Source organism: Amycolatopsis camponoti (assembly GCF_902497555.1).
GTDB classification, from domain to species: domain Bacteria; phylum Actinomycetota; class Actinomycetes; order Mycobacteriales; family Pseudonocardiaceae; genus Amycolatopsis; species Amycolatopsis camponoti.
Window position 1 is genome coordinate 1,926,081 of record NZ_CABVGP010000002.1, and the last position, 23,219, is coordinate 1,949,299.

Annotated in this window: 23 protein-coding genes; 18 read left to right on the forward strand and 5 right to left on the reverse strand. The window is 71.3% G+C overall.

What is annotated here, in order from left to right; all coding sequences use genetic code 11:
- The first annotated feature begins 13 nt into the window (after window positions 1-13).
- Entirely contained in the window at window positions 14-838 is an 825-nt protein-coding gene (locus AA23TX_RS29385; RefSeq protein WP_155546020.1) for an NAD(P)H-binding protein, read from the forward strand.
- On the opposite strand, the gene AA23TX_RS29390 is transcribed toward AA23TX_RS29385, so the two are convergent.
- Window positions 835-2,004, reverse strand: a complete 1,170-nt coding sequence (locus tag AA23TX_RS29390; protein WP_155546021.1) for an MFS transporter — start codon at window positions 2,002-2,004, stop codon at window positions 835-837. The two genes, AA23TX_RS29385 and AA23TX_RS29390, sit on opposite strands and share 4 nt — an antisense overlap.
- A gap of 77 nt (window positions 2,005-2,081) precedes the next feature.
- Here AA23TX_RS29390 and AA23TX_RS29395 point away from each other — a divergent pair, with 77 nt between their 5' ends.
- Window positions 2,082-2,612, forward strand: coding sequence for a CGNR zinc finger domain-containing protein (locus AA23TX_RS29395; RefSeq protein WP_155546022.1), 531 nt, complete (start codon window positions 2,082-2,084; stop codon window positions 2,610-2,612).
- 66 nt (window positions 2,613-2,678) lie between these two features.
- Here the strand turns inward: AA23TX_RS29395 and AA23TX_RS29400 are convergent, their stop codons facing one another.
- Window positions 2,679-3,113, reverse strand: coding sequence for an OsmC family peroxiredoxin (locus AA23TX_RS29400; RefSeq protein WP_155546023.1), 435 nt, complete (start codon window positions 3,111-3,113; stop codon window positions 2,679-2,681).
- Entirely contained in the window at window positions 3,100-3,558 is a 459-nt protein-coding gene (locus tag AA23TX_RS29405) for a MarR family winged helix-turn-helix transcriptional regulator (RefSeq protein ID WP_155546024.1), read from the reverse strand. Before AA23TX_RS29405 ends, AA23TX_RS29400 begins: the two co-directional genes overlap by 14 nt.
- Before the next feature lie 76 nt (window positions 3,559-3,634).
- On the opposite strand from AA23TX_RS29405, the gene AA23TX_RS29410 reads away from it, so the two are divergent.
- A complete protein-coding gene (locus tag AA23TX_RS29410) occupies window positions 3,635-4,141 on the forward strand; it encodes a DinB family protein (protein ID WP_155546025.1) in 507 nt (168 codons plus the stop codon).
- On the opposite strand, the gene AA23TX_RS29415 is transcribed toward AA23TX_RS29410, so the two are convergent.
- Both AA23TX_RS29415 and AA23TX_RS29420 read right to left on the reverse strand, forming a co-directional pair.
- The gene (locus AA23TX_RS29415) at window positions 4,128-4,898 is read right to left on the reverse strand and encodes a DUF1295 domain-containing protein (RefSeq protein ID WP_155546026.1); all 771 of its coding nucleotides are present in this window, start codon (window positions 4,896-4,898) and stop codon (window positions 4,128-4,130) included. The genes AA23TX_RS29410 and AA23TX_RS29415 overlap by 14 nt on opposite strands.
- Entirely contained in the window at window positions 4,898-6,163 is a 1,266-nt protein-coding gene (locus AA23TX_RS29420) for an SAM-dependent methyltransferase (RefSeq protein WP_155546027.1), read from the reverse strand. Before AA23TX_RS29420 ends, AA23TX_RS29415 begins: the two co-directional genes overlap by 1 nt.
- Before the next feature lie 82 nt (window positions 6,164-6,245).
- Between AA23TX_RS29420 and AA23TX_RS29425 the strand changes: the two genes are divergently transcribed.
- From AA23TX_RS29425 to AA23TX_RS29495, 15 genes are all read left to right on the forward strand, one after another.
- The gene (locus tag AA23TX_RS29425; protein ID WP_155546028.1) at window positions 6,246-7,517 is read left to right on the forward strand and encodes an NAD(P)/FAD-dependent oxidoreductase; all 1,272 of its coding nucleotides are present in this window, start codon (window positions 6,246-6,248) and stop codon (window positions 7,515-7,517) included.
- Window positions 7,511-8,245, forward strand: a complete 735-nt coding sequence (locus AA23TX_RS29430; RefSeq protein WP_155547393.1) for a DUF1365 domain-containing protein — start codon at window positions 7,511-7,513, stop codon at window positions 8,243-8,245. The genes AA23TX_RS29425 and AA23TX_RS29430 overlap by 7 nt, the downstream gene beginning before the upstream one ends.
- The gene (gene sigK, locus AA23TX_RS29435; protein ID WP_155546029.1) at window positions 8,238-8,843 is read left to right on the forward strand and encodes an ECF RNA polymerase sigma factor SigK; all 606 of its coding nucleotides are present in this window, start codon (window positions 8,238-8,240) and stop codon (window positions 8,841-8,843) included. Before AA23TX_RS29430 ends, sigK begins: the two co-directional genes overlap by 8 nt.
- Window positions 8,840-9,610 (forward strand): anti-sigma factor, encoded by a 771-nt coding sequence (locus tag AA23TX_RS29440; RefSeq protein ID WP_230862760.1) that lies wholly within the window; start codon window positions 8,840-8,842, stop codon window positions 9,608-9,610. Before sigK ends, AA23TX_RS29440 begins: the two co-directional genes overlap by 4 nt.
- A 243-nt stretch (window positions 9,611-9,853) precedes the next feature.
- Complete coding sequence (gene ftsZ, locus AA23TX_RS29445; protein ID WP_155546030.1) at window positions 9,854-11,161, forward strand: cell division protein FtsZ; 1,308 nt, start codon at window positions 9,854-9,856, stop codon at window positions 11,159-11,161.
- 80 nt (window positions 11,162-11,241) lie between these two features.
- Window positions 11,242-11,946, forward strand: coding sequence for a peptidoglycan editing factor PgeF (pgeF, locus tag AA23TX_RS29450; protein WP_155546031.1), 705 nt, complete (start codon window positions 11,242-11,244; stop codon window positions 11,944-11,946).
- A gap of 31 nt (window positions 11,947-11,977) precedes the next feature.
- Window positions 11,978-12,712 (forward strand): YggS family pyridoxal phosphate-dependent enzyme, encoded by a 735-nt coding sequence (locus AA23TX_RS29455; protein WP_155546032.1) that lies wholly within the window; start codon window positions 11,978-11,980, stop codon window positions 12,710-12,712.
- A gap of 96 nt (window positions 12,713-12,808) precedes the next feature.
- A complete protein-coding gene (locus tag AA23TX_RS29460; RefSeq protein WP_155546033.1) occupies window positions 12,809-13,408 on the forward strand; it encodes a cell division protein SepF in 600 nt (199 codons plus the stop codon).
- Between the two features lie 115 nt (window positions 13,409-13,523).
- Complete coding sequence (locus AA23TX_RS29465; protein ID WP_072477845.1) at window positions 13,524-13,799, forward strand: YggT family protein; 276 nt, start codon at window positions 13,524-13,526, stop codon at window positions 13,797-13,799.
- Window positions 13,800-13,853: 54 nt separating this feature from the next.
- Window positions 13,854-14,699, forward strand: coding sequence for a DivIVA-like cell division protein Wag31 (gene wag31 / locus AA23TX_RS29470; protein ID WP_155546034.1), 846 nt, complete (start codon window positions 13,854-13,856; stop codon window positions 14,697-14,699).
- 122 nt (window positions 14,700-14,821) lie between these two features.
- Window positions 14,822-15,469 carry a hypothetical protein gene (locus AA23TX_RS29475; RefSeq protein WP_155546035.1) on the forward strand — a complete coding sequence of 216 codons (648 nt, stop codon included), beginning with the start codon at window positions 14,822-14,824 and terminating at the stop codon, window positions 15,467-15,469.
- A gap of 350 nt (window positions 15,470-15,819) precedes the next feature.
- Window positions 15,820-18,978, forward strand: coding sequence for an isoleucine--tRNA ligase (ileS, locus tag AA23TX_RS29480; protein WP_155546036.1), 3,159 nt, complete (start codon window positions 15,820-15,822; stop codon window positions 18,976-18,978).
- A gap of 78 nt (window positions 18,979-19,056) precedes the next feature.
- Entirely contained in the window at window positions 19,057-20,679 is a 1,623-nt protein-coding gene (locus AA23TX_RS29485) for a penicillin-binding transpeptidase domain-containing protein (RefSeq protein ID WP_155546037.1), read from the forward strand.
- A gap of 217 nt (window positions 20,680-20,896) precedes the next feature.
- Entirely contained in the window at window positions 20,897-21,643 is a 747-nt protein-coding gene (locus AA23TX_RS29490) for an ArsR/SmtB family transcription factor (RefSeq protein ID WP_155546038.1), read from the forward strand.
- A gap of 95 nt (window positions 21,644-21,738) precedes the next feature.
- Window positions 21,739-23,217, forward strand: coding sequence for a potassium/proton antiporter (locus AA23TX_RS29495; protein WP_155546039.1), 1,479 nt, complete (start codon window positions 21,739-21,741; stop codon window positions 23,215-23,217).
- Window positions 23,218-23,219: the final 2 nt, after the last annotated feature.

Consider the following 23,219-nt stretch of genomic DNA (forward strand, 5'->3'; position numbering starts at 1 on the left):
CGAGGAGGGTGTCATGACGATTCTGGTGACGGGGGCGACCGGCAGCGTGGGCCGCCTGGTGGTGGACGAACTGCTGGCCTTGGGGGCGCCGGTGCGGGCGCTGACCGTCGATCCCGAGCGCGCGCACCTGCCTTCGGCCGCCGAAGTCGTGGTCGGTTCGCTCGCGCGGCCGTCGACAGTGCCCCTCGATGGTGTCGACGCCGTGTACCTCGCCCCGATGGCGCGGACCGTCCGGCGGTTCTGCGAGCTGGCCACCGAAGCCGGCATCAAGCGGGTCGTGGCGCTGTCGGGCAGCAGTGTCGGCGACGACCACGAGGGCTCCAGTGGCAACGAGTACGGCACCGTGGAAGCCGCGGTCCGGGAAGCCGGCTTCGCGTGGACGTTCCTGCGGCCCGGCGTCTTCATGAACAACACGCTCGACTGGGCGCCCATGGTCCGCGCGGGCGAGGTCGCCGTGGCCTACGGCGACGCGACGCAGACCCCGATCGACCTCGGGGACATCGCCGCGGTGGCCGCCCGGGTGCTCACCACCGAAGGCCACGTCGGCGCCACGTACGTCCTCAGTGGACCGGAGGCGATCAGCCCGCGGGGGCAGGTCGCGACGCTGGAGTCCGTGCTGGGAAAGGAAATCCGGTTCCGCGAGCTGACCCGTGACGAGCAGCGCGCGCAGTGGGTCGGGTACGGCGTCCCGGAGCAGGCGGTCGACTGGATCCTGGACGGCTTCGAGGAAACCTTGCGGCACCCGCAGGTGCCGACCGGTGTGGTCGAAGAGCTGCTGGGCCGTCCGGGGACGACGTACGCGGAGTGGGCCGCGGCGAACCGGGAGGTGTTCGGCTAGACCCGGGTGCGGGTCATCCCGGCCAGGCCGAGCAGCGGGAGGACGCCGGCGAAGACGACGACCGCCGTCCAGCCGCCGAGGTGGTAGGCGATCGAGCCCGCCTGGGAGCCGATCGCGCCGCCGATGAAGAACGTGCCCAGGTACATGCTGTTGACCCGGGCGCGGGCGGACGGGTCGAGCTGGTAGATCGTGTGCTGGCCGGTGACCAGCGTCGCCTGGACGGCCATGTCGACCGCGATCGCGGCGATCGCCAGCAGGACGACGCTGTGCGCGCCGAACCCGGCGAGCGCGAAGGCCGCCGCGCAGAGCACGAAGGCGCCCGCGGTGAGCCGGCGGCCGTGGCCGTGGTCCGACCACCGCCCGGCCAGTGGCGCCACCGCGGCGCCCGCCGCGCCGGCGAGTGCGAACAGGCCGACGCCGAGCTGCGTGTAGTTGAACGGCGGGGCGGTGAGCACGAAGGCGATCGTCGTCCAGAACGCGCTGAACGCCCCGAACATCGCCGACTGGTACAGCGCGCGGTGGCGCAGCGCGGGGTGCTTCTTCCACATCGCGAGGGTCGAGCGCAACAGCTGTCCATAGGGGACGTCGGTCTTGGGTGCGCGGCGCGGCAGGATCAACCGCAGCACGACGGCGAGCGCGGCCATCGCGGCCGCCGAGATCAGGAACACCACGCGCCAGCTCGTCACCTCGGCCAGGAAGCTGGCGACCACGCGCGAGAGCAGGATGCCGAACAGCAGCCCGCTCACGACGCGCCCGACGATCCGGCCGCGGATGGCGTCGGGGGAGATGTCGGCGGCGAACGGGATGAGGATCTGCACGACCACCGACGCGGCCCCGACGACCAGGGAGGCGATGAGCAGCACGGCGAACCCGGGGGCGAGCCCGGTGACGACGAGGCCGGCGCAGGCGACCGCGAGCAGCGTCGCGACGAGCCCGCGGTTCTCGAGGCGGTCGCCCAGCGGGACGAGCAGCAGCATGCCCGCGGCGTAGCCGATCTGGGTGGCGGTGACGACCCCGCCCGCGGCGGCCTCGCCGACGCCGAAGGTGTGCCGCAGCTCGGCGAGCAGCGGCTGGGCGTAGTAGAGGTTGGCGACGGTCAGTCCACAGGAGGCAGCCAGCAGCAACACGAGCCAGCCGGGCGGCGCTTGCTGCTTCGTGTCCGTCATGCGTGCCCCCTTGTGGAACCGGTTTGATCGGTTCCCGACGGTACCAGTCAAACCGGTTCCGGAGTACTGTGACCCTTATGACGGAACGATTCCGCGCGGGAGCGGGCAGACTGTGCCTCGACTTCATCCGGACGTTGCGCTACCGGGGGACGCCGGCGGAGCTGGAAGAGCTGCCCGACGAGGCGGCGTGGGGAGCGTGGATCGACGAGTTCGGCCCGTTCTCGTCACCGGTCCGCCCCCTCGCGGTGGGTGACGCGCGCGAGGCGCGCGAGGCGATCCACGCGGTGCTCACGTCCGCGGTGCGCGATCCGGTCCGCCGTCGCTTGAACCGCTTCGCCGCGCTGCCGGTGCCCGCGCCGTCGCTGGCTCCGTCGGGCGAATTGCGGTGGCAGGCCGCGGATCCCGCGGAGGCGATGCTGGCCCTGCTCGCCCGGGACGCGCTGGATCTGGTGACGTCCCCGCAGTTCGCGCGCGTGCGCCGCTGCGCGGGAGAGCGGTGCGGGGCGCTGTTCCTGGACACGTCGAGGCCCGGGACGCGGCGGTGGTGCTCGATGGAGATCTGCGGGAACCAGGCGAAGAAGTCGACTTATCGAGCCAAGGTGCACTGACGCGGCTGGTGCACCGACGCGAAACGGCCCCCTCGGCGAAAAGGAGGGGGCCGTTCGCGACGAGCCTCAGACGAGGGCCGCGTCCAGGGTGATCGTCGTGCCGGCCAGTGCCTTCGACACCGGGCACGTCTTCTCGGCCGTCTCGGCGTACTCCGCGAACTGCTCCGCGCTCACGCCGGGCAAAGAGGCGCGCAGCGTGATCGCGATGCCGCTGATCTCGAAGCCGCCGCCGGCGGCCGGGCCGAGCGTGACCTCCGCGCTGACGTCGATCGAGTCCGCCGTCAGCTTCTGGGCCTCCAGCACGCCCGACAGGTTCATCGCCAGACACGACGAGTGCGCCGCCGCGATGAGCTCCTCGGGGCTCGTCTGGCCGTCCGGGTTGCCCGCGCGGGTCGGGAACGAGACGGAGAACGTGCCGGCGTTGGACGAGTCCAGGGTGACCTCGCCCTTCCCGTTCTGCAGTCCGCCGACCCAGTGGGTGGTCGCGTCACGGCTGGGCATCAGGGCCTCCATGTGAGTAGGCGGCGGCTGAAGCCGTCAGCCGCCGCAGGGTGGCGATGAGGTGCCGCCGCTCGGTGTCGTCGAGGCCCAGCGCGCAGCCGATCGCCGAAGGAACACCCGCGGCGCGCGTGCGCACCGCCCGGCCCTCCTCGGTCAGGCTGATCACCACGGTGCGTTCGTCTTCGGGCAGGCGCGCCCGCGTGACCAGCCCGTTGGCCTCGAGTCGTTTGAGCAGCGGGGAAAGCGTGCCGTAGTCCAGGTGCAGCGCCTCGCCGATCTCCTTGACCGGCCGGACGTCGGACTCCCAGAGCACCAGCAGCACGAGGTACTGCGGGTAGGTGAGCCCCAGCTCGCCGAGCAGGGGACGGTAGGTGTCCGTCACCGCACGCGACGCCGCGTAGAGCGCGAAGCAGGCTTGCTCGTCCAAGAGGAACTCATCCGGCACGCCGATAAACCTAGCCCACGATTACATCGTGCGCAAGGTATCGGAACTGTCGGACCCCTCTGGCAGAGTCCGGCCCATGACCGAACGACCGCAGCGCCCGGAGGTTCCGCTCACCGGCGGCGAGCGCGAAATCCTGACCGGCCTGCTCGACTACCACCGCGCCACCGTCGCGTGGAAGTCCGGCGGGCTGACCGAAGCCCAAGCCCGCCGGGCGCACCTGCCCAGCGAGCTGACGACCGTCGCCGGCCTGGTCGCCCACCTCACCCTGAACGAGTGGTTCTGGTTCGCCGTGGTCGTCGGCGGCGAAGAAGACACCTGGGAGGCCAAGCTCGAGCAGGACCCGGACGCCGAGTTCCGGGTCCCGTCCGGGACGACCCTCGAAACGCTGCTCGCCGACTACGAGAAGCAGTCCGCCCGCAGCCGCGAGATCGTCGCGGAACACGGCCTGGACGACGAGGTGACCCACAAGGACGAGACCTTCAACGTCCGCTGGGTGCTCGCGCACATGATCGAGGAGACCGCCCGGCACGTCGGCCACCTCGACGTGCTGCGCGAGCTGACCGACGGGCTCACCGGGGAGTGACCTTCTTGGGCGGCAACGGGAAGAACCCGCTGGTCCGCTCGACGTAGTGCGCGTACGCCGGGCGCGTGCGCGCCATCCCCTTCTCCAGCATGGGTTTCCCCGTGCCGCGGGCCAGGGTGAACGTCATCGCCACGGGGGAGAGGATCGTCAGCGCGCCCGGCCACGTCGAGCAGGCGAGCAGGTAGAGGCCCCACCACACGCACGCGTCGCCGAAGTAGTTCGGGTGCCGCGTGTAGCGCCACAACCCCGTGTCGAGGACCTTGCCCTTGTTCTCCGGGTCGGCCTTGAAGCGGCGCAGCTGGTCGTCGCCGATCGTCTCGAACCCGAACCCGACCAGCCACACCGCGATGCCGAGCCAGCCGAGCACCCCGATCCCGGTGCCGTACATCGCGAACTGCACCGGCAGTGACACGAAGTACAGGATCAGCCCCTGGAACAGGTATACGCGCGTGAAGATCCGGAGCGGCTCCTGCCGCATCCGCGCGTACCGCGGGTCCTCGGGCAGCTTGTGGTTGCGCAGGTGCAGGTGCAGCGAGAGCCGCCCGCCCCAGACGACGGTCAGCGCCGTGACCACCAGCCGCAGCGTCAGCGGCCCGTCGCCGAAGGGGAACGCGGCGAGCGCGACGATCGCGAACCCGAGCCCCCAGAACGTGTCGACCGTGTCGTAGCGCTTGCGCGCCCGCGCGATCCCGAAGGTCAGCACCACCGCCACGAGCGTGACGCCGGCGGTGAAGAGCAGCGTTCCGCCAAGCGCCATCAGAGCCACTCCCGCGTCGCCGGCATGCCGCTCGCGCCGTGGTCGTCCGGTCGCACGCTCAAGATCTGGTCCACACCCATCCGGTTCTCCTCGAACGCCAGCGCCCCGCCCACCAGGTACAGCCGCCAGACCCGCGCGCCGGTCTCGCCGATCAGCGCGACGACGTCGGCCCAGTTCTCCTCCAGGGTGTCGGCCCAGGCCCGCACCGTCCAGACGTAGTGCTCACGCATCGCGTGCACGTCCCGAACCTCGAGCCCGGCGTTCTCCAGGTGCTCGACGGTCCGGCCGACCGGCCGCATGGTCATGTCCGGGGCGATGTAGCGCTCGATGAACGCGCCGCCGCCCGGGGCGACGTTCCCGCGGGACATCTGCTGGATCAGCACCCGGCCGCCGGGCCTGACCATCTTGCGCAGCGTCGCCGCGTACGTCGGGTAGTTCACCTCGCCGACGTGCTCGCCCATCTCGATCGACGCCACCGCGTCGAACGGCGCGTCCGGCAGCTCGCGGTAGTCCTGGCGCCGGACCTCGACGCGGTCTTCGAGGTCGTGCTGCGCGAGCCGGCCGCGGATGTGCTGCAGCTGCTCGGCCGAGAGCGTGATGCCGACCGCGTGCACGCCGTGGTGCTTGGCCGCGTGGACCAGCAGCGAGCCCCAGCCGCAGCCGATGTCGAGCAGCCGCATGCCCGGCCGCAACCCCAGCTTGCGGCAGATCATCTCCAGCTTGTCGTGCTGTGCCTGCTCGAGGCTCTGCGACTCGGCGGTGAAGTACGCGCTGGAGTAGGCCATCGACTCGTCCAGCAGCAGCTGGTAGAACGCGTTGCCCAGGTCGTAGTGGTGGGCGATGGCCGACTTGTCCCGCAGCAGGCTGTGCAGCTTGCCCGTCAGCCGGGCCTCTTCGGCCGGCGGCTTCGGCGGCGGCCCGACGACGCCGAGGCGAGCGGCGAGGGAGGCGGCTTCGGCCCAGTCGCGCGGGCCGAGCTTCACTCGGTTGAGCTCACCCGAGCGGGTGAGGTCCCAGATCCGGCGGAAGCCGTCCGCCAGATCTCCTTCGACGTCGAGATCACCAGTGACGTAGGCGCGGGCGAGACCCAGCTCACCCGGCGCGAAGAGGAGACGGCGGAGGGCGCGGCGGTTGCGCAGCACCACCGTGGGCGCGTCAACTGGGCCGGCGCGGGTTCCGTCCCAGGTCCGCAAGCCCACGGGGAGCTGCCCGCCGAGCAGCTTTTCGGCGAATGAGGCGAGGCGGTGCGCGGTGGTGTTCGGCATGTCCGGGATTCGCTCTCTCCTGCGCGGTGGATTGGTGCCGGGTCCATCCAATCCACAACCGGGGCGGCGGCGAATCACCGGTGTGGAGATCACGGGAGAACGCATCGCCGTCATCGGCAGCGGGGTGGCCGGGCTGACGGCGGCATACCTGCTGCAACGCAAGCACGAGGTCCTGCTCTTCGAGTCCGACGACCGGCTCGGCGGGCACGCGCACACCCACGACGTCCCCAGTGCCCACGGCGGCACCATCGGGGTGGACTCGGGGTTCATCGTCCACAACGAGCGCACGTACCCGACGCTGCTGAGGCTGTTCGCGGAGCTCGGCGTGCGCACCCGCGACACCGAGATGTCGATGAGCATCCGGTGCGACGGCTGCGGCCTGCAGTACGCCGGCGCGAAGGGGCTGCCGGGCCTGTTCGCCCAGCGCGGCAACCTCGCGCGGCCCCGCTACCTGCGGATGCTGGCCGAGGTGAAGAAGTTCCACCGGCACGCCAAGCGCCTGCTGGACGCGAAGGACGCCGGCGACGTCACGCTCGGCGCGTTCCTCGCCATCGGCGGCTACACCCGCTACTTCACCGACCACTTCATGCTGCCGCTGGTCTCGACGGTCTGGTCGGCCGACCGCAGCGACACGCTGCGCTACCCGGCGCGCTACCTGTTCGAGTTCCTCCGCAACCACGGCATGCTCTCGGTCAAGAACTCGCCGGCCTGGCGGACCGTCGTCGGCGGGTCCCGCGAGTACGTCGAGCGCGCGGCCAAGCAGCTCACCGCGGTGCACCTGTCCACGCCGGTCCGGTCGGTGCTGCGGACCGCGGGCGGCAGCGTGGAGATCCGCGACGACGCCGACACCCCGCACCGCGTCGACCGGGTCGTCATCGCCACCCACGCCGACCAGGCGCTGTCCCTGCTGGCCAACCCGACCGCCGCCGAGCGCGAGGTGCTCGGCGCCTTCCGCTACTCGGCCAACGAGGCCTGGCTGCACACCGACACGAGCGTGCTGCCGTCGCTGGCCGACGCCCGCGCGGGCTGGAACTACCGCGCCCCGGTGTGCGGCGCCCCGACCGGCGCGGTCCAGGTCAGCTACGACATGAACCGCCTGATGCGCCTCGACGAGCCGACCGGCTACGTCGTCACGCTCAACCCGGGCGCGGGCACCGGCAAGGAGGCGCTGGTCGCCAAGATGCACTACGAGCACCCGGTCTACACTCCGGAATCCGTTGCGGCGCAACGACGGCTGCCCGAGCTCAACGACGGCGTCTTCGCCTACGCCGGCGCCTACCACGGCTGGGGCTTCCACGAAGACGGCTGCTCGTCGGGGGCCCGCGCCGCCGAAAGCCTCGGAGTCGCCTGGTGACGAACGCGCTCTACGACGCCACGGTCGCGCACGTGCGGCGGATCGACCCGCCGCACTCCTTCGCGCACCGCGTGTACCTGTGGCTGGTGGACCTGGACGCGCCGCCGCGGCTGCCGTGGTGGCTGCGGCCGTTCGCCCGGTTCGACCGCCGGGACCACTTCGTCGCGGGCGACCCGCGGGGGATCCGGGAGAAGCTGGACGCGTGGCTCGCCGAGCGCGACGTCGACCTGCGCGGCGGCAAGGTCGTCATGCTGGCCGCCGCCCGCGTGCTCGGGTACGTGTTCAACCCGATCAGCGTCTACTGGTGCCACGACCCGGAGGGCCGGCTCGCGTGCGTCGTCGCCGAGGTGCACAACACCTATGGCGGCCGGCACGCCTACCTGCTGAACCCCGACGAGGCCGGGCGCGCCCGCGCGGCCAAGGAGTTCTACGTCTCGCCGTTCCAGGAGATGGACGGCGAGTACCGGATGCGCCTGCCCCGCCCGGAAGCGTTGCTCGACCTCACCGTGGCGTTGCGCCGCGGGAGTTCGACGCCGCTGGTCGCTACGCTGCGGGGAGTCCGCCGCCCGGTGGACCCGCGGTGGCTGGTCCGGCTCGTGCTGGCCCGGCCGCTGCTCCCGCAGCGGGTGTCCGCGCTGATCCGCCGCCACGGCGTCGCGTTGTGGCTGCGGAAGGCGCCGGTCATCGCGCGCACCCCGCAGAACGCCGGAGGACAGCTGCATGGATGAGCAGGCCCGCCAGCGCCACATCGCGCCGGTGCCCGCCGAAGTCCCGGCCGGTCCGACGGCCGAAGAGCTGATGGCGCGCGTCGCCAAGGGTGACGAGCGGGCCTTCGAGCTGCTCTACGACCAGCTCGCCGGGCCGATCTTCGGGCTGGTGCGGCGGATCGTGCGCGACGCGGCCCAGTCCGAGGAGGTCGCCCAGGAGGTGCTCGTCGAGCTCTGGCGCACCGCGACGCGGTACGCGCCGGACAAGGGCTCGGCGCTGAACTGGGCGATGACGCTGGCACACCGCCGCGCGGTCGACCGCGTCCGCTCGGCGCGCGCCAGCACCGAGCGCGAGCAGAAGGCGACCTTCGAAGCCGCCCGCGGCCGGCCGTTCGACGAGGTCGCCGAGTCCGTCACCGCGCGGCTCGAACGCTCCCAGGTACGCCGGTGCCTGTCCTTCCTGACCGATCTGCAGCGCGAATCCGTGCTGCTCGCCTACTACCAGGGCTACACCTATCGCGAGGTGGCGGAAGTGCTGTCGACGCCGCAAGGAACCATCAAGACGCGGCTTCGGGACGGCCTGATCCGCCTGCGTGACTGCTTGGGGGTGACCGCGTGAGCACGCCGGAGATGCACACCCTGGCGGGCGCGTTCGCGCTCGACGCGGTGTCGGACATCGAGCGGGCGGAGTTCTCCCGCCACCTCGAGCAGTGCGACTCCTGCGCGCAGGAGGTCGCCGAGCTGCGCGCGACCGCGGCCCGGCTGGGCGCGGCGATGGCCGAGGAGCCGCCGCCGGAGTTCAAGGACCGGGTCATGACGGCCATGCACGCCACCCGCCAGCTGCCGCCGCGGACCCGGCCCGGCTCGCCGGACCGGCAGCGGCGGTCGGCGCGTGCCCCGCGCTGGGCGGTCGTCGTGGCGGCCGCGGCCGCCGTCGTGGGGCTCGCCGCGGGCGGGGTGTTCGGCGGGATCGCGCTGACCCAGCAGCAGGAGCTGCAGTCCGCGCAGACCCAGCTCGACCAGGCGAAGGACCGGTACGCGCCGGTCGCCGCGCTGCTCGCGGCCCCGGACGCGAAGACCGCGCACGGCGAGGCGCCCACCGGCGGCGGCGTGACGGTCGTGTTGTCGAAGTCGCTGAACCGCGTGATGGTGATGGACGCCGGGCTGCCGGCGCAGGCGGGCGGGAAGGTCTACGAGGCCTGGCTGATCACCGGCAAGGACGCGCCGCGCTCGGCCGGCGTGATCGCCTCGGCGGCCGACGGCGGCCTGGTCGTCGCGGAGGGCGTCGGGAGCGCCGACCACCTGGCGGTGAGCCTCGAGCAGGCCGGCGGATCGCCCAGCGGGGCACCCACCGAGGTGCTCATGAGCATGCCCGTCCCGGCCTGACCGGAGCGCCATAGCAGACGCGGCCGGAGCGGTGCTCCCGGCTCCTCGCTCTTGCGCGCTCGAACGTGTTGTGGCAAAACACCTTTGCGACACACGGCGTGCCTACTGGATTAGAGCGTGCCTGGTGCCTACCGTCCTGCCTAACGTCGGCAGTTGACATAACTCTCGATCTGCGGTTTAGGTTGAGAGTTGATCATCCGCCGGCGGGCTGTACGGGCACAACGATCAGGAAGGCGGACTTCGATGACGCCCCCGCACAACTACCTTGCGGTGATCAAGGTGGTCGGCATCGGCGGTGGCGGCGTGAACGCCGTGAACCGCATGATCGAGGTCGGCCTCAAGGGTGTCGAGTTCATCGCGGTGAACACCGACGCCCAGGCACTGCTCATGTCCGACGCCGACGTCAAGCTGGACATCGGCCGCGAACTCACCCGGGGCCTCGGCGCGGGCGCCGCCCCCGAGGTCGGCCAGAAGGCCGCCGAAGACCACCGTGAAGAGATCGAAGAGGTCATCAAGGGCGCCGACATGGTGTTCGTGACGGCCGGCGAAGGCGGCGGCACCGGCACCGGTGGCGCCCCGGTCGTGGCGCAGATCGCCCGCAAGCTGGGCGCGCTGACCATCGGCGTCGTGACCCGCCCGTTCACCTTCGAGGGCAAGCGCCGCGGCAAGCAGGCCGAGGACGGCATCCAGTCGCTGCGCAACGAGTGCGACACCCTCATCGTGATCCCGAACGACCGGCTGCTGCAGCTCGGCGACATCGGCGTCTCGCTGATGGACGCGTTCCGCTCCGCGGACGAGGTGCTGCTGTCCGGTGTCCAGGGCATCACCGACCTGATCACCACGCCGGGCCTGATCAACCTCGACTTCGCCGACGTCAAGAGCGTCATGTCCGGCGCGGGCTCGGCGTTGATGGGAATAGGGAGCGCACGCGGTGAAGGCAGGGCCATCCAGGCGGCCGAGAAGGCGATCAACTCGCCGCTCCTCGAGGCCTCCATGGACGGTGCGCACGGCGCGCTGCTTTCGATCGCGGGTGGTTCGGACCTGGGTCTGTTCGAGATCAACGAGGCCGCCTCGCTGGTGCAGGAGTCGGCGCACCCGGACGCCAACATCATCTTCGGCACGATCATCGACGACTCCCTCGGCGACGAGGTCCGCGTCACGGTGATCGCGGCCGGGTTCGACGCCGGCGCACCGACGCACAAGAAGCTCGACCCGTCGACGTTCGGCTCCGGCTCGCGCCAGGGCTCGACCACCGCGTCGGCCTCGGCCGGCCAGGTGTCGCACCCGCCGACGCCGCCGTCGGGAGCCACGCCGGTGCCGTCGGCCGGCAGCTCCGGCTACCCGGTCGCGCCGCCGCGGTCGCACTCGCCGTTGCCTTCGGCCACCGGGAGCCAGTCTTCGGGTGGGCTCCCGCAGCCGGGTGGCGGCTCGCGCGGCTACTCGCCGATGGGCTCCAACGCGACCCAGGGCAGCCTGCCCGGCCGCGCGATGCCGGTGCACGACGACCCGTCGGACGACGAGGTCGACGTCCCGCCGTTCATGCGGCGCTGACGACACTGTTCCGTGAAGGCCTCCTGGCCGGCTTTCCAGGCCGATCAGGAGGCCTTCACCGCGTTTGGGAGGATGGCGGCATGCGGGTTCGGCGAGTGGTCACGACCAGGGCAGGCGGCGCGTCCCGGCCGCCGTACGACACGTTCAACCTGGGCGACCACGTCGGCGACGACGAGGGGAACGTCTTCGCGAACCGCAAGCGCCTCGCCGCCGAGCTGGGCCTGGCCGAGGACAAGCTGGCCTGGATGGAACAGGTCCACGGCCGTACCGCGACCACTGTGGACGGCTCCGAGACCCGGGCCGCCGAGGCGACCGACGCGCTCGTGACCGCGACCCCGGGTGTCGCGCTCGTGGTGCTGGTCGCCGACTGCGTCCCCATCCTGCTGGCCGACGCCGAGGCCGGGGTGGTCTCGGCGGTGCACGCCGGGCGCGTCGGCACCCGGGTCGGCGTCGTCCCGGCGGCAGTCTCCGCGATGCGGGAGGCGGGCGCCGAGGTGGGCCGCATCGAAGCCTTGCTCGGCCCGGCCATCTGCGGCGACTGCTACGAGGTCCCGGCCGCCATGGCCGCCGACGTCGAGAAGCACGTTCCCGGCAGTGCCTGCAAGACGCGCCAGGGGACACCCGGCCTCGACCTGCGCGCAGGCCTCTGGCGGCAGCTCGCGGACCTGGGCGTCGGCAAGATCGGCGTCGACCCGCGGTGCACGAACGAGGACAAGACGCTCTTCAGCTACCGCCGCGACGGGACGACCGGGCGGATCGCCGGGATCACCTGGGTCGAGGCATGACCGCCGACGTGCTTCTTTCCGCGGAGGCGGCATGAACACCCTCGATCGCAAGGCCGAGCTGGCTGCGAACCTCGCCGCGGTCGAGGAGCGCATCGCCGCCGCCTGCCGCGCCGCCGGGCGCGCGCGAGACGACGTGAAGCTGATCGCGGTCACCAAGACGTTCCCGGCTTCGGACGCCGCGCTGCTCGCCGACCTCGGCGTCACCGACCTCGGCGAGAACCGCGACCAGGACGCCGGCCCGAAGACGGTCGAAGTCGCCGGGCTGCGGCCCGGCGCCACGCTGCGCTGGCACATGGTCGGCCGGCTGCAGCGGAACAAGGCGCGTTCCGTGGTCGAGTGGGCGCAGGAGGTGCAGTCCCTCGACTCGGCCCGGCTCGCCGACGCGCTGGCGAAGGCGGTCCGTGCGGCGAGGGACGCCCAGATACGTGACGAACCCCTCGACGTGCTGATCCAGGCGAGCCTCGACGACGATCCGGAGCGCGGCGGCTGCCCGCTGGACGAGCTCGGCGCGCTCGCCGAGCGCGTCACTCACATGGGTGAACTGCGGCTTCGGGGCCTGATGGCCGTCGCACCCCTCGGCGCCGACCCGTCGGAGGCCTTCGAACGGCTCGCTCGCGCCGGTGAGCGGCTCCGTGAAGATCACCCGAATGCCGCAGAAGTCTCCGCCGGGATGAGCCATGATCTCGAGCAGGCGATCACGCACGGCTCGACCTGTGTGCGTGTCGGAACCGCGTTGCTCGGCGGACGCGGTTTAGCCTCGCCGTAGGGAGCCCGTACGCGGTCACGTTTAGTGGTCGGCCGTACGGGGCACTGACGGCGTGGAGAAACGTTGGTGCGGGAGCGGCTAGGGCTAGGGAGAGGCATGAGCGCGCTGCAGAAGCTGAAGGCCTACTTCGGGATGGTGCCCGCTGACGACGACGGTTACGAAGTCGAGGACGACTATCGACGCGGCTACGACGACGAGTACGACTCCTACGAAGAGCCGGCTCCTCGGTCGTCGCGTTCACGGTACCGCGACGTCGACGACACTTACGACGAGCCTGTCAGCCGCAGCCGGTCACGCTCCGTGGCCAGTGCGGAGCCGGCCGTTCACGGCGCGCTCGCGATGGACCGGCAGCCCGAGCCCGTGGCGCGCCTGCGACCGGTCACCGAACCGGTCGTGCGCCAGCCGGTGCGTGACCCGTTGAGCCGGATCACCACGCTGCACCCGACCAGCTACGCGGAGGCACGGGCGATCGGCGAGCACTACCGCGAGGGCATCCCGGTGATCATGAACCTCACCGAGATGGAGAACGCGGACGCCAAGCGGCTGGTGGACTTCGCCGCCGGGCTGGCCTTCGCACTGCGCGGGTCGATGGACAAGGTCACCAACAAGGTGTTCCTTCTCTCACCGCCCGATGTGGACGTCACCGCCGAAGACCGTCGGCGGATTGCCGAGGGCGGATTATTCTTGCGGGGCTGAAGTCGCGCGGACCGCTGAGCGCAAGCAGACGTGATTTTGTCGACCCGATGCCGCGTCGACCCCCTCAACAGCGTCTTCTACGAGGACGCCCGGTTAGAGTAGGTACGTGGAAGCTGTGTGGCTGGTCGTCTGGTACGTGCTGTTCGCCTTCTGGCTGCTGCTGACGGCGCGGATCGTGATCGAACTCGTCCGGACGTTCGCCCGTGAGTGGCATCCGGCCGGGGGGGTTGCGGTGACGCTCGAGACCATCTACACAGTGACGGACCCGCCGGTTCGTCTGTTCAGACGAATCATTCCGATGGTTCGAATCGGCGGCGTCGGACTGGACTTGTCGATTATGGTTCTGCTGCTGGTTGTGTTCTTCGCGATGCAACTGGCGACTCCAAGTTGATCGGGGAAGAACTTGGATGGACCCTGCAGGCCATGGAGTGCGTGAGGTGATCTGATGTCGTTGACCCCCGCTGACGTGCATAACGTTGCGTTCAGCAAGCCGCCCATCGGCAAGAGGGGCTACAACGAGGACGAGGTGGACGCGTTCCTCGACCTGGTGGAGACCGAGCTGGCTCGCTTGATCGAAGACAACAACGAGCTGCGCCAGCAGATGGAGCAGCTCGACGCCGAGCTGGAGTCGACTCGTGGCGAGCTCGACAACGCCAAGTCGGCTCCCCCGATGCGTGAAGAGCCGTCGCGCCGGCTGGCGCCGGTGCCGCCGCCGCAGTCCGCCATGGAACAGACCCAGGCGCACTCGATGGTCGGCGACAGCGCCGAGCCGAACGTGCAGGCCGCCAAGGTCCTGGGCCTCGCCCAGGAGATGGCCGACCGGCTGACCGCCGAGGCGAAGACCGAGTCCGACGGGATGCTGGCCGAGGCCCGCACCAAGTCCGAGCAACTGCTCTCGGACGCCCGGGCGAAGTCCGACTCGATGGTCAACGAGGCCCGCACCCGGGTCGACACGATGCTGAACGACGCGCGGACCCGGGCGGAGACGCTGGAGCGCCAGGCGCGCGACAAGGCGACGACACTGGAGCGCGAGTCGCAGCGGAAGTACACCGAGACGATGAACAGCCTCAACGCCGAGAAGGGCGGGCTGGGCAAGAAGATCGAAGAGCTGCGCACGATCGAGCGGGAGTACCGCACGAGGTTGCGCGGGTTCCTCGAGTCCCAGCTGCGCGAGCTCGACGACCGCGGCTCCGCGGCCCCGGCGTCGGCGTCGTCGAACTCCGGGCAGTCGTCCGGTTCGACGAGCGGCGGCCAGGGCTACTCGTTCGGCCCGCGGGCCGAAGCGGGCTGATTTTCCCCCGGGCCCACCCCGCCGGCGCGAGCCGGCGGGGTGGGCCACGGTTCGGAGTCGATCCGATACCGCAGGTGGGCGGGTCGACCGACGATCTTGCCCCGTTCGTGCTGTAATTCAGCGTGCTTTACATCGTGCTGGTACTGGTACTGGCGGCTCTGGGGTTGCTCGTCACCGCGCTCATCACCGCTTCTTCGCTGTGGGCGTGGGTTTCCATCGGACTCTCGGTGCTGGCCGGGCTGCTGCTGGTCGCCGACTGGCTGCGCCGCCGGCGTCGGTCCGCGGCACCTGCCGAACCCGCACCCTCCGCACCCGCGTCCGAAGAACCGGTCACGGAAGAGCCCGTCGCCGAAGAGCCGGGCTCCGAGGAGCCGATTGCCGAGGAGCCGGTCTCCAAGGAGTCGTCGGCGGAGAAGCCTCCGGCCGACGCGGAACAGACTGTCCTCATCCCCGCGGCCGGTGACCTGGGGGATCCGGCCGACACCCCCGAGCCCGAGACGCCGGCGGAACCCGCCGCGGCGGAGGTTCCGGCCGAACCCGAGACCGACCCTGGCGAGGAAGAGACCCCGGCGGCCGACATCGCCGTCCTGGCCGACCTCGAGGACGAGGTCGTGGTGGTCGACGAGCACCCGCGCTACCACCTGACGACGTGCGTCTGGCTGGGTACCCGCGACACGATCCCGATCGGCGTCGGCGAGGCGCGTCAGCTCGGCTTCACCCCCTGTGACCGCTGCCGTCCCGACGCGAACCTGGTCTCCGCTCACCGCTGAACGACGACACGCGAGTGCGGTGCGACGACACGCCATCGCACCCCTGGCCCGTCCCGAACTCTCCCCGGCGTACGTGCCCCTCCTGACAACCGGGTTGCGCGGGCCGGTTAACCTGGTAACCAGCAAGGCGTCGATCCGGCCATCACCGGGGAGCCTCCGGAAGAACCGAGCGTCACCGCTCTCAGTAGAACCGGACGGGTGCGGCCCGTGACAGCCGTCGAACGAGCGGCCCGGGAGCAAGTGCCGGGCAAGCGGGGTGGTACCGCGGAACGCCGTGAGGCGTCTCGTCCCCGTGTGGGTGACCGGGAGCCGGTCGTCCGTACGAGAGCGACGAACCGAGGAGCACCCGGATGTATCCCCAGGCCAGTCTGGACGACGGCGCAGGAGTTCCTTCGCAGCCGTCCTTCCCCGCGCTGGAGAAGCAGGTCCTCGCCTACTGGGAGAGCGACCGGACGTTCCAGGCGAGCATCGACGCCCGGCCCGCGGGTGAGCACGGCGACAACGAGTACGTCTTCTACGACGGCCCGCCGTTCGCCAACGGCCTGCCGCACTACGGTCACCTCCTCACCGGGTACGTCAAGGACCTGGTGCCGCGCTACCAGACGATGAAGGGCCGCAAGGTCGAGCGCCGCTTCGGCTGGGACACCCACGGCCTGCCCGCCGAGCTCGAGGCCATGCGCCAGCTCGGCATCACCGAGACGTCCGAGATCGAAGAGATGGGCATCGCGAAGTTCAACGCGGCTTCGCAGGAGTCCGTGCTGCGCTACACCGACGAGTGGCGCGACTACGTCACCCGCCAGGCCCGCTGGGTCGACTTCGACAACGACTACAAGACCCTCGACGTCACGTACATGGAGTCGGTGCTCTGGGCCTTCAAACGCCTGTGGGACAAGGGACTCGTCTACGAGGGCTACCGCGTCCTGCCGTACTGCTGGCGCGACGCGACGCCGCTGTCCAACCACGAGCTGGGCATGGACGCCGACGTCTACCGCAACCGCCAGGACCCGGCCGTCACGGTCGGCTTCCGGTTGGAGGGCAACGACAACGACCTCGACGGCACCTACCTCCTGATCTGGACGACGACGCCGTGGACGCTGCCGTCCAACCTCGCCACGGCCGTGCACCCGGAGGTGCAGTACGTCGTCGTCGAGCACGACGGCAAGCGGTTCCTGCTCGCCGAAGCGCGGGTCGCCGCGTACGAGCGTGAACTCGGCGAAGAGCCGGCCGTCGTCGCGCGCTACACCGGCGCCGAGCTGCTCGGAACCCGTTACGCCCCACCGTTCCCGTATTTCACCGGCACCGAAAACGCGCACCAGGTGCTGGCCGCCGACTACGTCACGACCGACGACGGCACCGGGATCGTCCACATCGCCCCGGCCTACGGCGCCGACGACAAGGTGGTCACCGACGCCGCCGGCATCCCGCCGGTCACGCCGGTCGACGCGCACGGCAAGTTCGACGCGACCGTGCCGGACTACGAGGGCCAGCAGGTCTTCGACGCCAACCCGAACATCGTGCGGGACCTCAAGAACGGCACGGGTTCCGCGGGGCAGCAGGGCGCCGTGCTGCTGCGCCACGAGACCTACGACCACTCCTACCCGCACTGCTGGCGCTGCCGGAACCCGCTGATCTACCGCGCGGTCTCGTCGTGGTTCGTCGCGGTGACGCAGTTCAAGGACCGGATGGTCGAGCTCAACCAGCAGATCACCTGGTACCCGGAGAACGTCAAGGACGGCCAGTTCGGGAAGTGGCTGGAGAACGCCATCGACTGGTCGATCTCCCGCAACCGGTACTTCGGCACGCCGATCCCGGTGTGGCAGTCCGACGACCCGGAGTACCCGCGCACCGACGTCTACGGCTCGCTCGACGAGCTGGAGGCCGACTTCGGGGTCCGGCTGGACAACCTGCACCGGCCCTACATCGACGAGCTGACCCGGCCGAACCCGGACGACCCGACCGGCAAGTCGACGATGCGCCGCGTGCCGGACGTCCTCGACGTCTGGTTCGACTCGGGCTCGATGCCCTACGCCCAGGTGCACTACCCGTTCGAGAACGCCGACTGGTTCGAGCACCACTACCCGAGCGACTTCATCGTCGAGTACATCGGGCAGACCCGCGGCTGGTTCTACCTGCTGCACGTGCTCGCGACGGCGCTGTTCGACCGGCCGGCGTTCCGCGCCTGCGTCGCGCACGGCATCGTGCTGGGCTCGGACGGCGCGAAGATGTCGAAGTCGCTGCGCAACTACCCGGACGTCAACGAGGTCTTCGAGCGCGACGGCTCCGACGCCATGCGCTGGTACCTCATGTCGAGCCCGATCCTGCGCGGCGGCAACCTGGTCGTCACCGACAAGGGCATCCGCGACGCCGTCCGCCAGGCCGTGCTGCCGCTGTGGAACTCGTACTACTTCCTCGCGCTGTACGCGAACGCCGAAGGCGTGGAAGGCAAGTGGCGCACGGACTCGCCGAACGTGCTCGACCGGTACGTGCTGGCGAAGACGCACGAGCTCGTCACCGACGTCGAGTACGCGATGGACCAGTACGACGTCGCGGGGGCGTGCCAGACCGTGCGGGACTTCCTCGAGGTCCTCACGAACTGGTACGTCCGGCGCTCCCGGGAGCGCTTCTGGGCCGGCGACCGGGACGCGATCGACACGCTGCACACCGTCCTGGAGGTGACGTCGCGGGTCGCGGCGCCGCTGCTGCCGCTGACCACCGAGGTCGTCTGGCGCGGGCTCACGGGCGGCCGCTCGGTGCACCTCACCGACTGGCCGAACGCGCTCGACCTGCCGGCCGACGCGGCGCTGGTCACCGCGATGGACCGGGTGCGGCAGGTGGCGTCGTCGGCGCTGTCGCTGCGGAAGGCGAACAAGCTGCGCGTGCGGCTGCCGCTGTCGTCGCTGGTCGTGGCGGCCGGCGACGCCGACTCGATGGCGCCCTTCGCGGACATCCTGCGGGACGAGGTGAACGTCAAGGCGGTCGAGCTGACCACCGACGTCGCCGCGCACGGCGGGTTCGAGGTCGCGGTCAACGCGCGGGCGGCGGGCCCCCGCCTGGGCAAGGACGTCCAGACGGTGATCAAGGCCGTCAAGGCGGGTGACTGGTCGCTGCGGGGCGACGTCGTCGTCGCGGCCGGGATCAGCCTGCGGGAAGGCGAGTTCGAACGCCGGCTGGTCGCCAAGAGCGGCGGGGCGGCGGCGGAGCTGCCCGGCGGGTCCGGGCTGGTGCTGATCGACACCGAGGTGACGCCGGAGCTGGCGGCGGAAGGCCTGGTCCGCGACCTGGTCCGGGTCGTGCAGCAGGCCCGCCGTGACGCCGGGCTCGACGTCGCCGACCGAATCGCGCTGACCGTGGACGCGCCGGCCGACGTGGTCGAAGCGGCCCGGACGCACCAGGACTTCCTGGCGTCGGAGACGCTGGCGACGTCGGTGACCCACGCCCCGGTGGCCGACGGCTCGGCCGGCACCGTCGGCGACGGCACGAAGGTGACGGTTTCGGTCGTAAAAGCCTGACCGGCTGTCGTGGGTGACCGGTAAGATCGGCCGGTCACCCACGACGGTGGCGGTTCCTTGGGGGAGGGGTACGCGGAAATGAGTCCTGCGAGAAGACGGGGCATCCTGATCGGCGGCGCGCTGCTCGTCGTCGTGGTCGTGGCGGCGGCGTTCTTCCTGCTGAACGGCGGGGGATCGACACCCGAGGCGGAAGCCGGGGCCACCAGCGTCGAGAGCCCGGGCGCGATCGACCCGCACTCGGCCATCACCGAGTACCTGCAGGACGTGTCCGAGAACAACCCGGACGCCGCGAGCCGGCTGACCGACGCCGCCCCGGCGGCCGCGGTGGCCCTGCGGGACGCGCGGAACACGCTGAACCCGTCGTCGGTCGTGGCCAAGCTGACCGTCCTGCAGCCGACCCCGGCCGGCGCCCAGCGGACCGGCGGGACGTTCAGCATGGCGTGGACGTTGAAGCCGGGCACCTGGACTTACGACGTGCCGTTCGAGCTGACCCAGGCCGGCGGCAAGTGGCTCGTGCACTGGGCGCCGTCGCTGCTGCACCCGAAGCTGGAGGCGGGGCAGCGGCTGGTGGTCAGCACGGCGGTGCAGGACACGACGGCGGTGGCCGACCGCGACGGCAAGCCGCTGCTCGTCAGCGGGGCCCAGGGCCTGCGGACGGTGCCGGGCAACCCCGCTCCGCTGCTGCACTCGGCGCTGGGCGGGCAGGTCACGGCGGCGGCCGGGGGCGGTTTCGCCGTCGAGCGCGTCGACACCGCAGGCAAGAACGTGGAGACGCTGTTCGGCAAGGCCGACGGCGACGCGAAGCCGCTGACGTCGAGCCTGAGCCTGGCCGCGCAGAACTCCGCACAGGCCGCGGTGGACGGCTACACCGCGGGCTCGGCGATGATGGTCGCGCTCGACACGGCGTCGGGCGACATCCTGGCCGTCGCGCAGAACTCCGCCGCCGGGCAGTCGCCCAAGGCCCTCAGCGGCCTGTACGAGCCGGGATCGTCGTTCAAGATCGCGACGTCGGTCGCCGCGATCCAGCAGAGCGGGCTCAAGGCGGCCTCACCCGTCGACTGCCCCGGTGTCGCGACGGTCGGCACGCGCACGGTCAAGAACGAGGGCTTCGAGCTGGGCGCGACGAACTTGCAGACGGCGTTCGCGCGGTCGTGCAACACGACGTTCGGGCAGCTCGCGCTGGACCTGCCGGCCGACGGGCTGGTGAAAGCCGCGAACGAGCTGGGCCTCAACGCCGACTACGAGATCCCGGGGATCGACACCGAGCTGGGCAAGGTCGAGCCGGCGGCGAGCAAGGACGAGCAGGTCGAAGACGGGTTCGGCCAGGGCCGGATCCAGGCGAGCTGCCTCGGCGGCGCGCTGATGGCGGCCACGGTGGCGTCCGGCAAGGCGATCACGCCGCGGCTGTGGCACGACCTGAAGACGACGGTCGTCAAGGGCTACTCGCCGCCACCCGCCGCGGTGCTCGGCCAGGTCCGGACGATGATGCGCGCGGTGGTGACGAGCGGAACGGCCCGCGGTGCCGCGGGTGCGGGCGAGGTGTTCGGCAAGACGGGCACGGCCCAGTTCGGCGACGGTTCTCAAGCCACCGGCTGGTTCGTCGGGTACCGCGGGACCGTGGCGTTCGCGGTGCTCCTGGAGGACTCGAACGACTCGGGCCCGGCAGTCACCCTGGCCGCCAAGTTCCTGAAAGCCCTCTGACCCGCACCCGCCCGGACGACACGCGCACCTGCACGGACGACACGCGCACCTGCCCGGACGACACGCGTACGCCGATGGACGACACGCCGGGCCTCGGTCGTGTCGTCCGCCCGGGTACGTGTGTCGGCCAGCTGTGTACGCGTGTCGGGCTGGGTGCGGGTGTTGTCCGTGCGAAGGTTCGGCCGCGGGCGAAGTCCCGCCGCCGTACCGTGGGCGGATGGAGACGATCGCTCTCGCCGAGGTCGCCGCGGTGCTCGCCGACCCGAGCCGCGCCACCATGTGCCTCGCCCTGCTCGACGGGCGGGCGTGGACCGTCGGCGAGCTGGCCAAGGCGGCCGGGATCGCGCTCTCCACGGCCAGTGAGCACGTCACCCGCCTGGTCGACGCCGGGTTCGTCGCCCGGGTCAAGCAGGGCCGGGCCAGCTACGTCCGGATCGCCGACCCGCGCGTCGCCGAGCTGATCGAGCACCTGGCCCAGCACGCTGTGACATCCGGGGCGCTGCCCCGGGCCGGGGGCTCCGCCACCCGGAGCCCCCGACGAACGGGCGGGCACCGGCCGGTGACCGGGCTGAAGTCCTCGTTGCGGGTGAAGCGGCTCGGGTTCGCGCGGACCTGTTACGACCACCTCGCCGGCGTGCTCGGTGTCGCCGTCCGCGACGGCATGCTGGCCGCCGGCCTGGTCGACGCCGACGGCGGGCTGGCGCTGACCGGCCGCGGCCGCGAGGTGCTGGCCGAGCTCGGCGTCCCGGTCGCGACCGGGCGGCGGTCGCCGCTGCGCGACTGTCTGGATTGGACGGAGCGGCGCGACCACCTGGCCGGGGCCGTGCCCGCGGCGTTGCTCGAGCGCGCGGTCGCCGCCGGCTGGGTCGGCCGCGACGGGCATCGCGCGGTGAAGGTGTTTCCGGCGGCGGAGAAGCCGTTCGCGGCGCTCGGTGTCGACCTCGCCGCGCTCGGTGGGCCTTAACACACCACGCCCTCGGCGCGCCCCAGCGGTACACGAAGGAGTTAACTCGACCGCTTCACTATTCTGAGGGCCCACGGCACTCGGAGGGAGGCGGCATGGACCAGCTCCCCCTGCTGCTCGGCGTCGGTGGTGTCGTGCTGCTCGCCTCCGTGCTCGCCGTGCGCGTGTCGATCCGGTTGGGCCTGCCTTCGCTGCTGCTCTACCTCGCGATCGGTGTGCTGCTGGGCGAAGCCGGCTTCGGCATCCGGTTCGACAACCCCGAGCTGACCCAGTCGCTCGGCCTCGCCGCGCTCGTCATGATCCTCGCCGAAGGCGGGCTGACGACGCGCTGGTCGGCGGTGAAACCCGCGCTGGGCATCGGTATCGCACTGTCCACTGTGGCCGTTGTGGTGAGCGTCGCGGTCACCGGCGCCGCCCTGCACTGGCTGCTGGGCCTCGACTGGCGGTTCGCGCTGCTCTGGGGCGCGGTGCTCGCCTCGACCGACGCGGCCGCGGTGTTCTCGGTGCTGCGCTCGGCCGGGATCGGCAAACGGCTCACCGGGGCGCTGGAGCTGGAGTCGGGCATCAACGACGCGCCGGCGTACATCGCCGTCGTGGTGCTGGCCGAAGGCGCCACTGTGGACTGGACGCTGCCGCTGCTGGTCGTCTACGAGCTCGGGGCGGGCCTGGCGATCGGGCTCGCCTTCGGCTGGCTCGGCGGGATCGCGCTGCGCCGCGCCGCGCTGCCGGCGACCGGGCTCTACCCGCTCGCCACGGTCGCGGTGTGCGTCGTCGCCTACTCGTCCGGGCAGCTGCTGCACGCGTCCGGGCTGCTCGCCACCTACGTCGCCGCGCTGGTGCTCGGCAACTCGCGGCTGCCGCACCGCTCGGACACGCTGTCGTTCGCCGAGGGCCTCGGCTGGCTGGCGCAGATCGGGCTGTTCGTGCTGCTCGGCCTGTTCGCCTCGCCGGGCCGGGTGCTCGAGGCGGTGGTGCCGGGCCTGGTCGCCGGGGCCGTCGTGCTGCTGCTGGCCCGGCCGATCTCGGTCGTGCTGGCGATGCTGCCGTTCCGCCTGCCGTGGCGGGAGCAGGCGTTCCTGTCGTGGGCCGGGCTGCGCGGCGCGGTGCCGATCGTGCTCGCCATGATCCCGCTGTCGCAGGGGGTGCCCGGCGCGCAACGGCTGGTCAACGCGGTGTTCGTGCTGGTCATCGTGCTGACGCTGGTCCAGGGGGCGACGCTCGGGCCGCTCGGGCGCTGGCTCGGGCTGGCGAAGAAGTCCGAGCCGCACGAGATCGAAGTCGACTCCGCGCCGCTGGACGAGCTGGGTGCCGAACTGCTGCAGGTCCGCATCCAGCCCGGGTCGAAGCTGCACGGCGTGTACCTGTCGGAGCTGCGGCTGCCGGTCGGTGCGACGGTCAGCCTGCTCGTGCGCGAAGGCGCCGGCTTCACCCCGCAGAAGACCAGCCGGCTGCAGGAGCTGGACCAGCTGCTGGTGGTCACGACCAGCGAGGTCCGCGACTCCGTCGAGCGCCGGCTCCGCGCGGTGGACCGGGCCGGCCGCCTGGCCCGCTGGAAGGGCGAGTCCGGCCGCTGAGC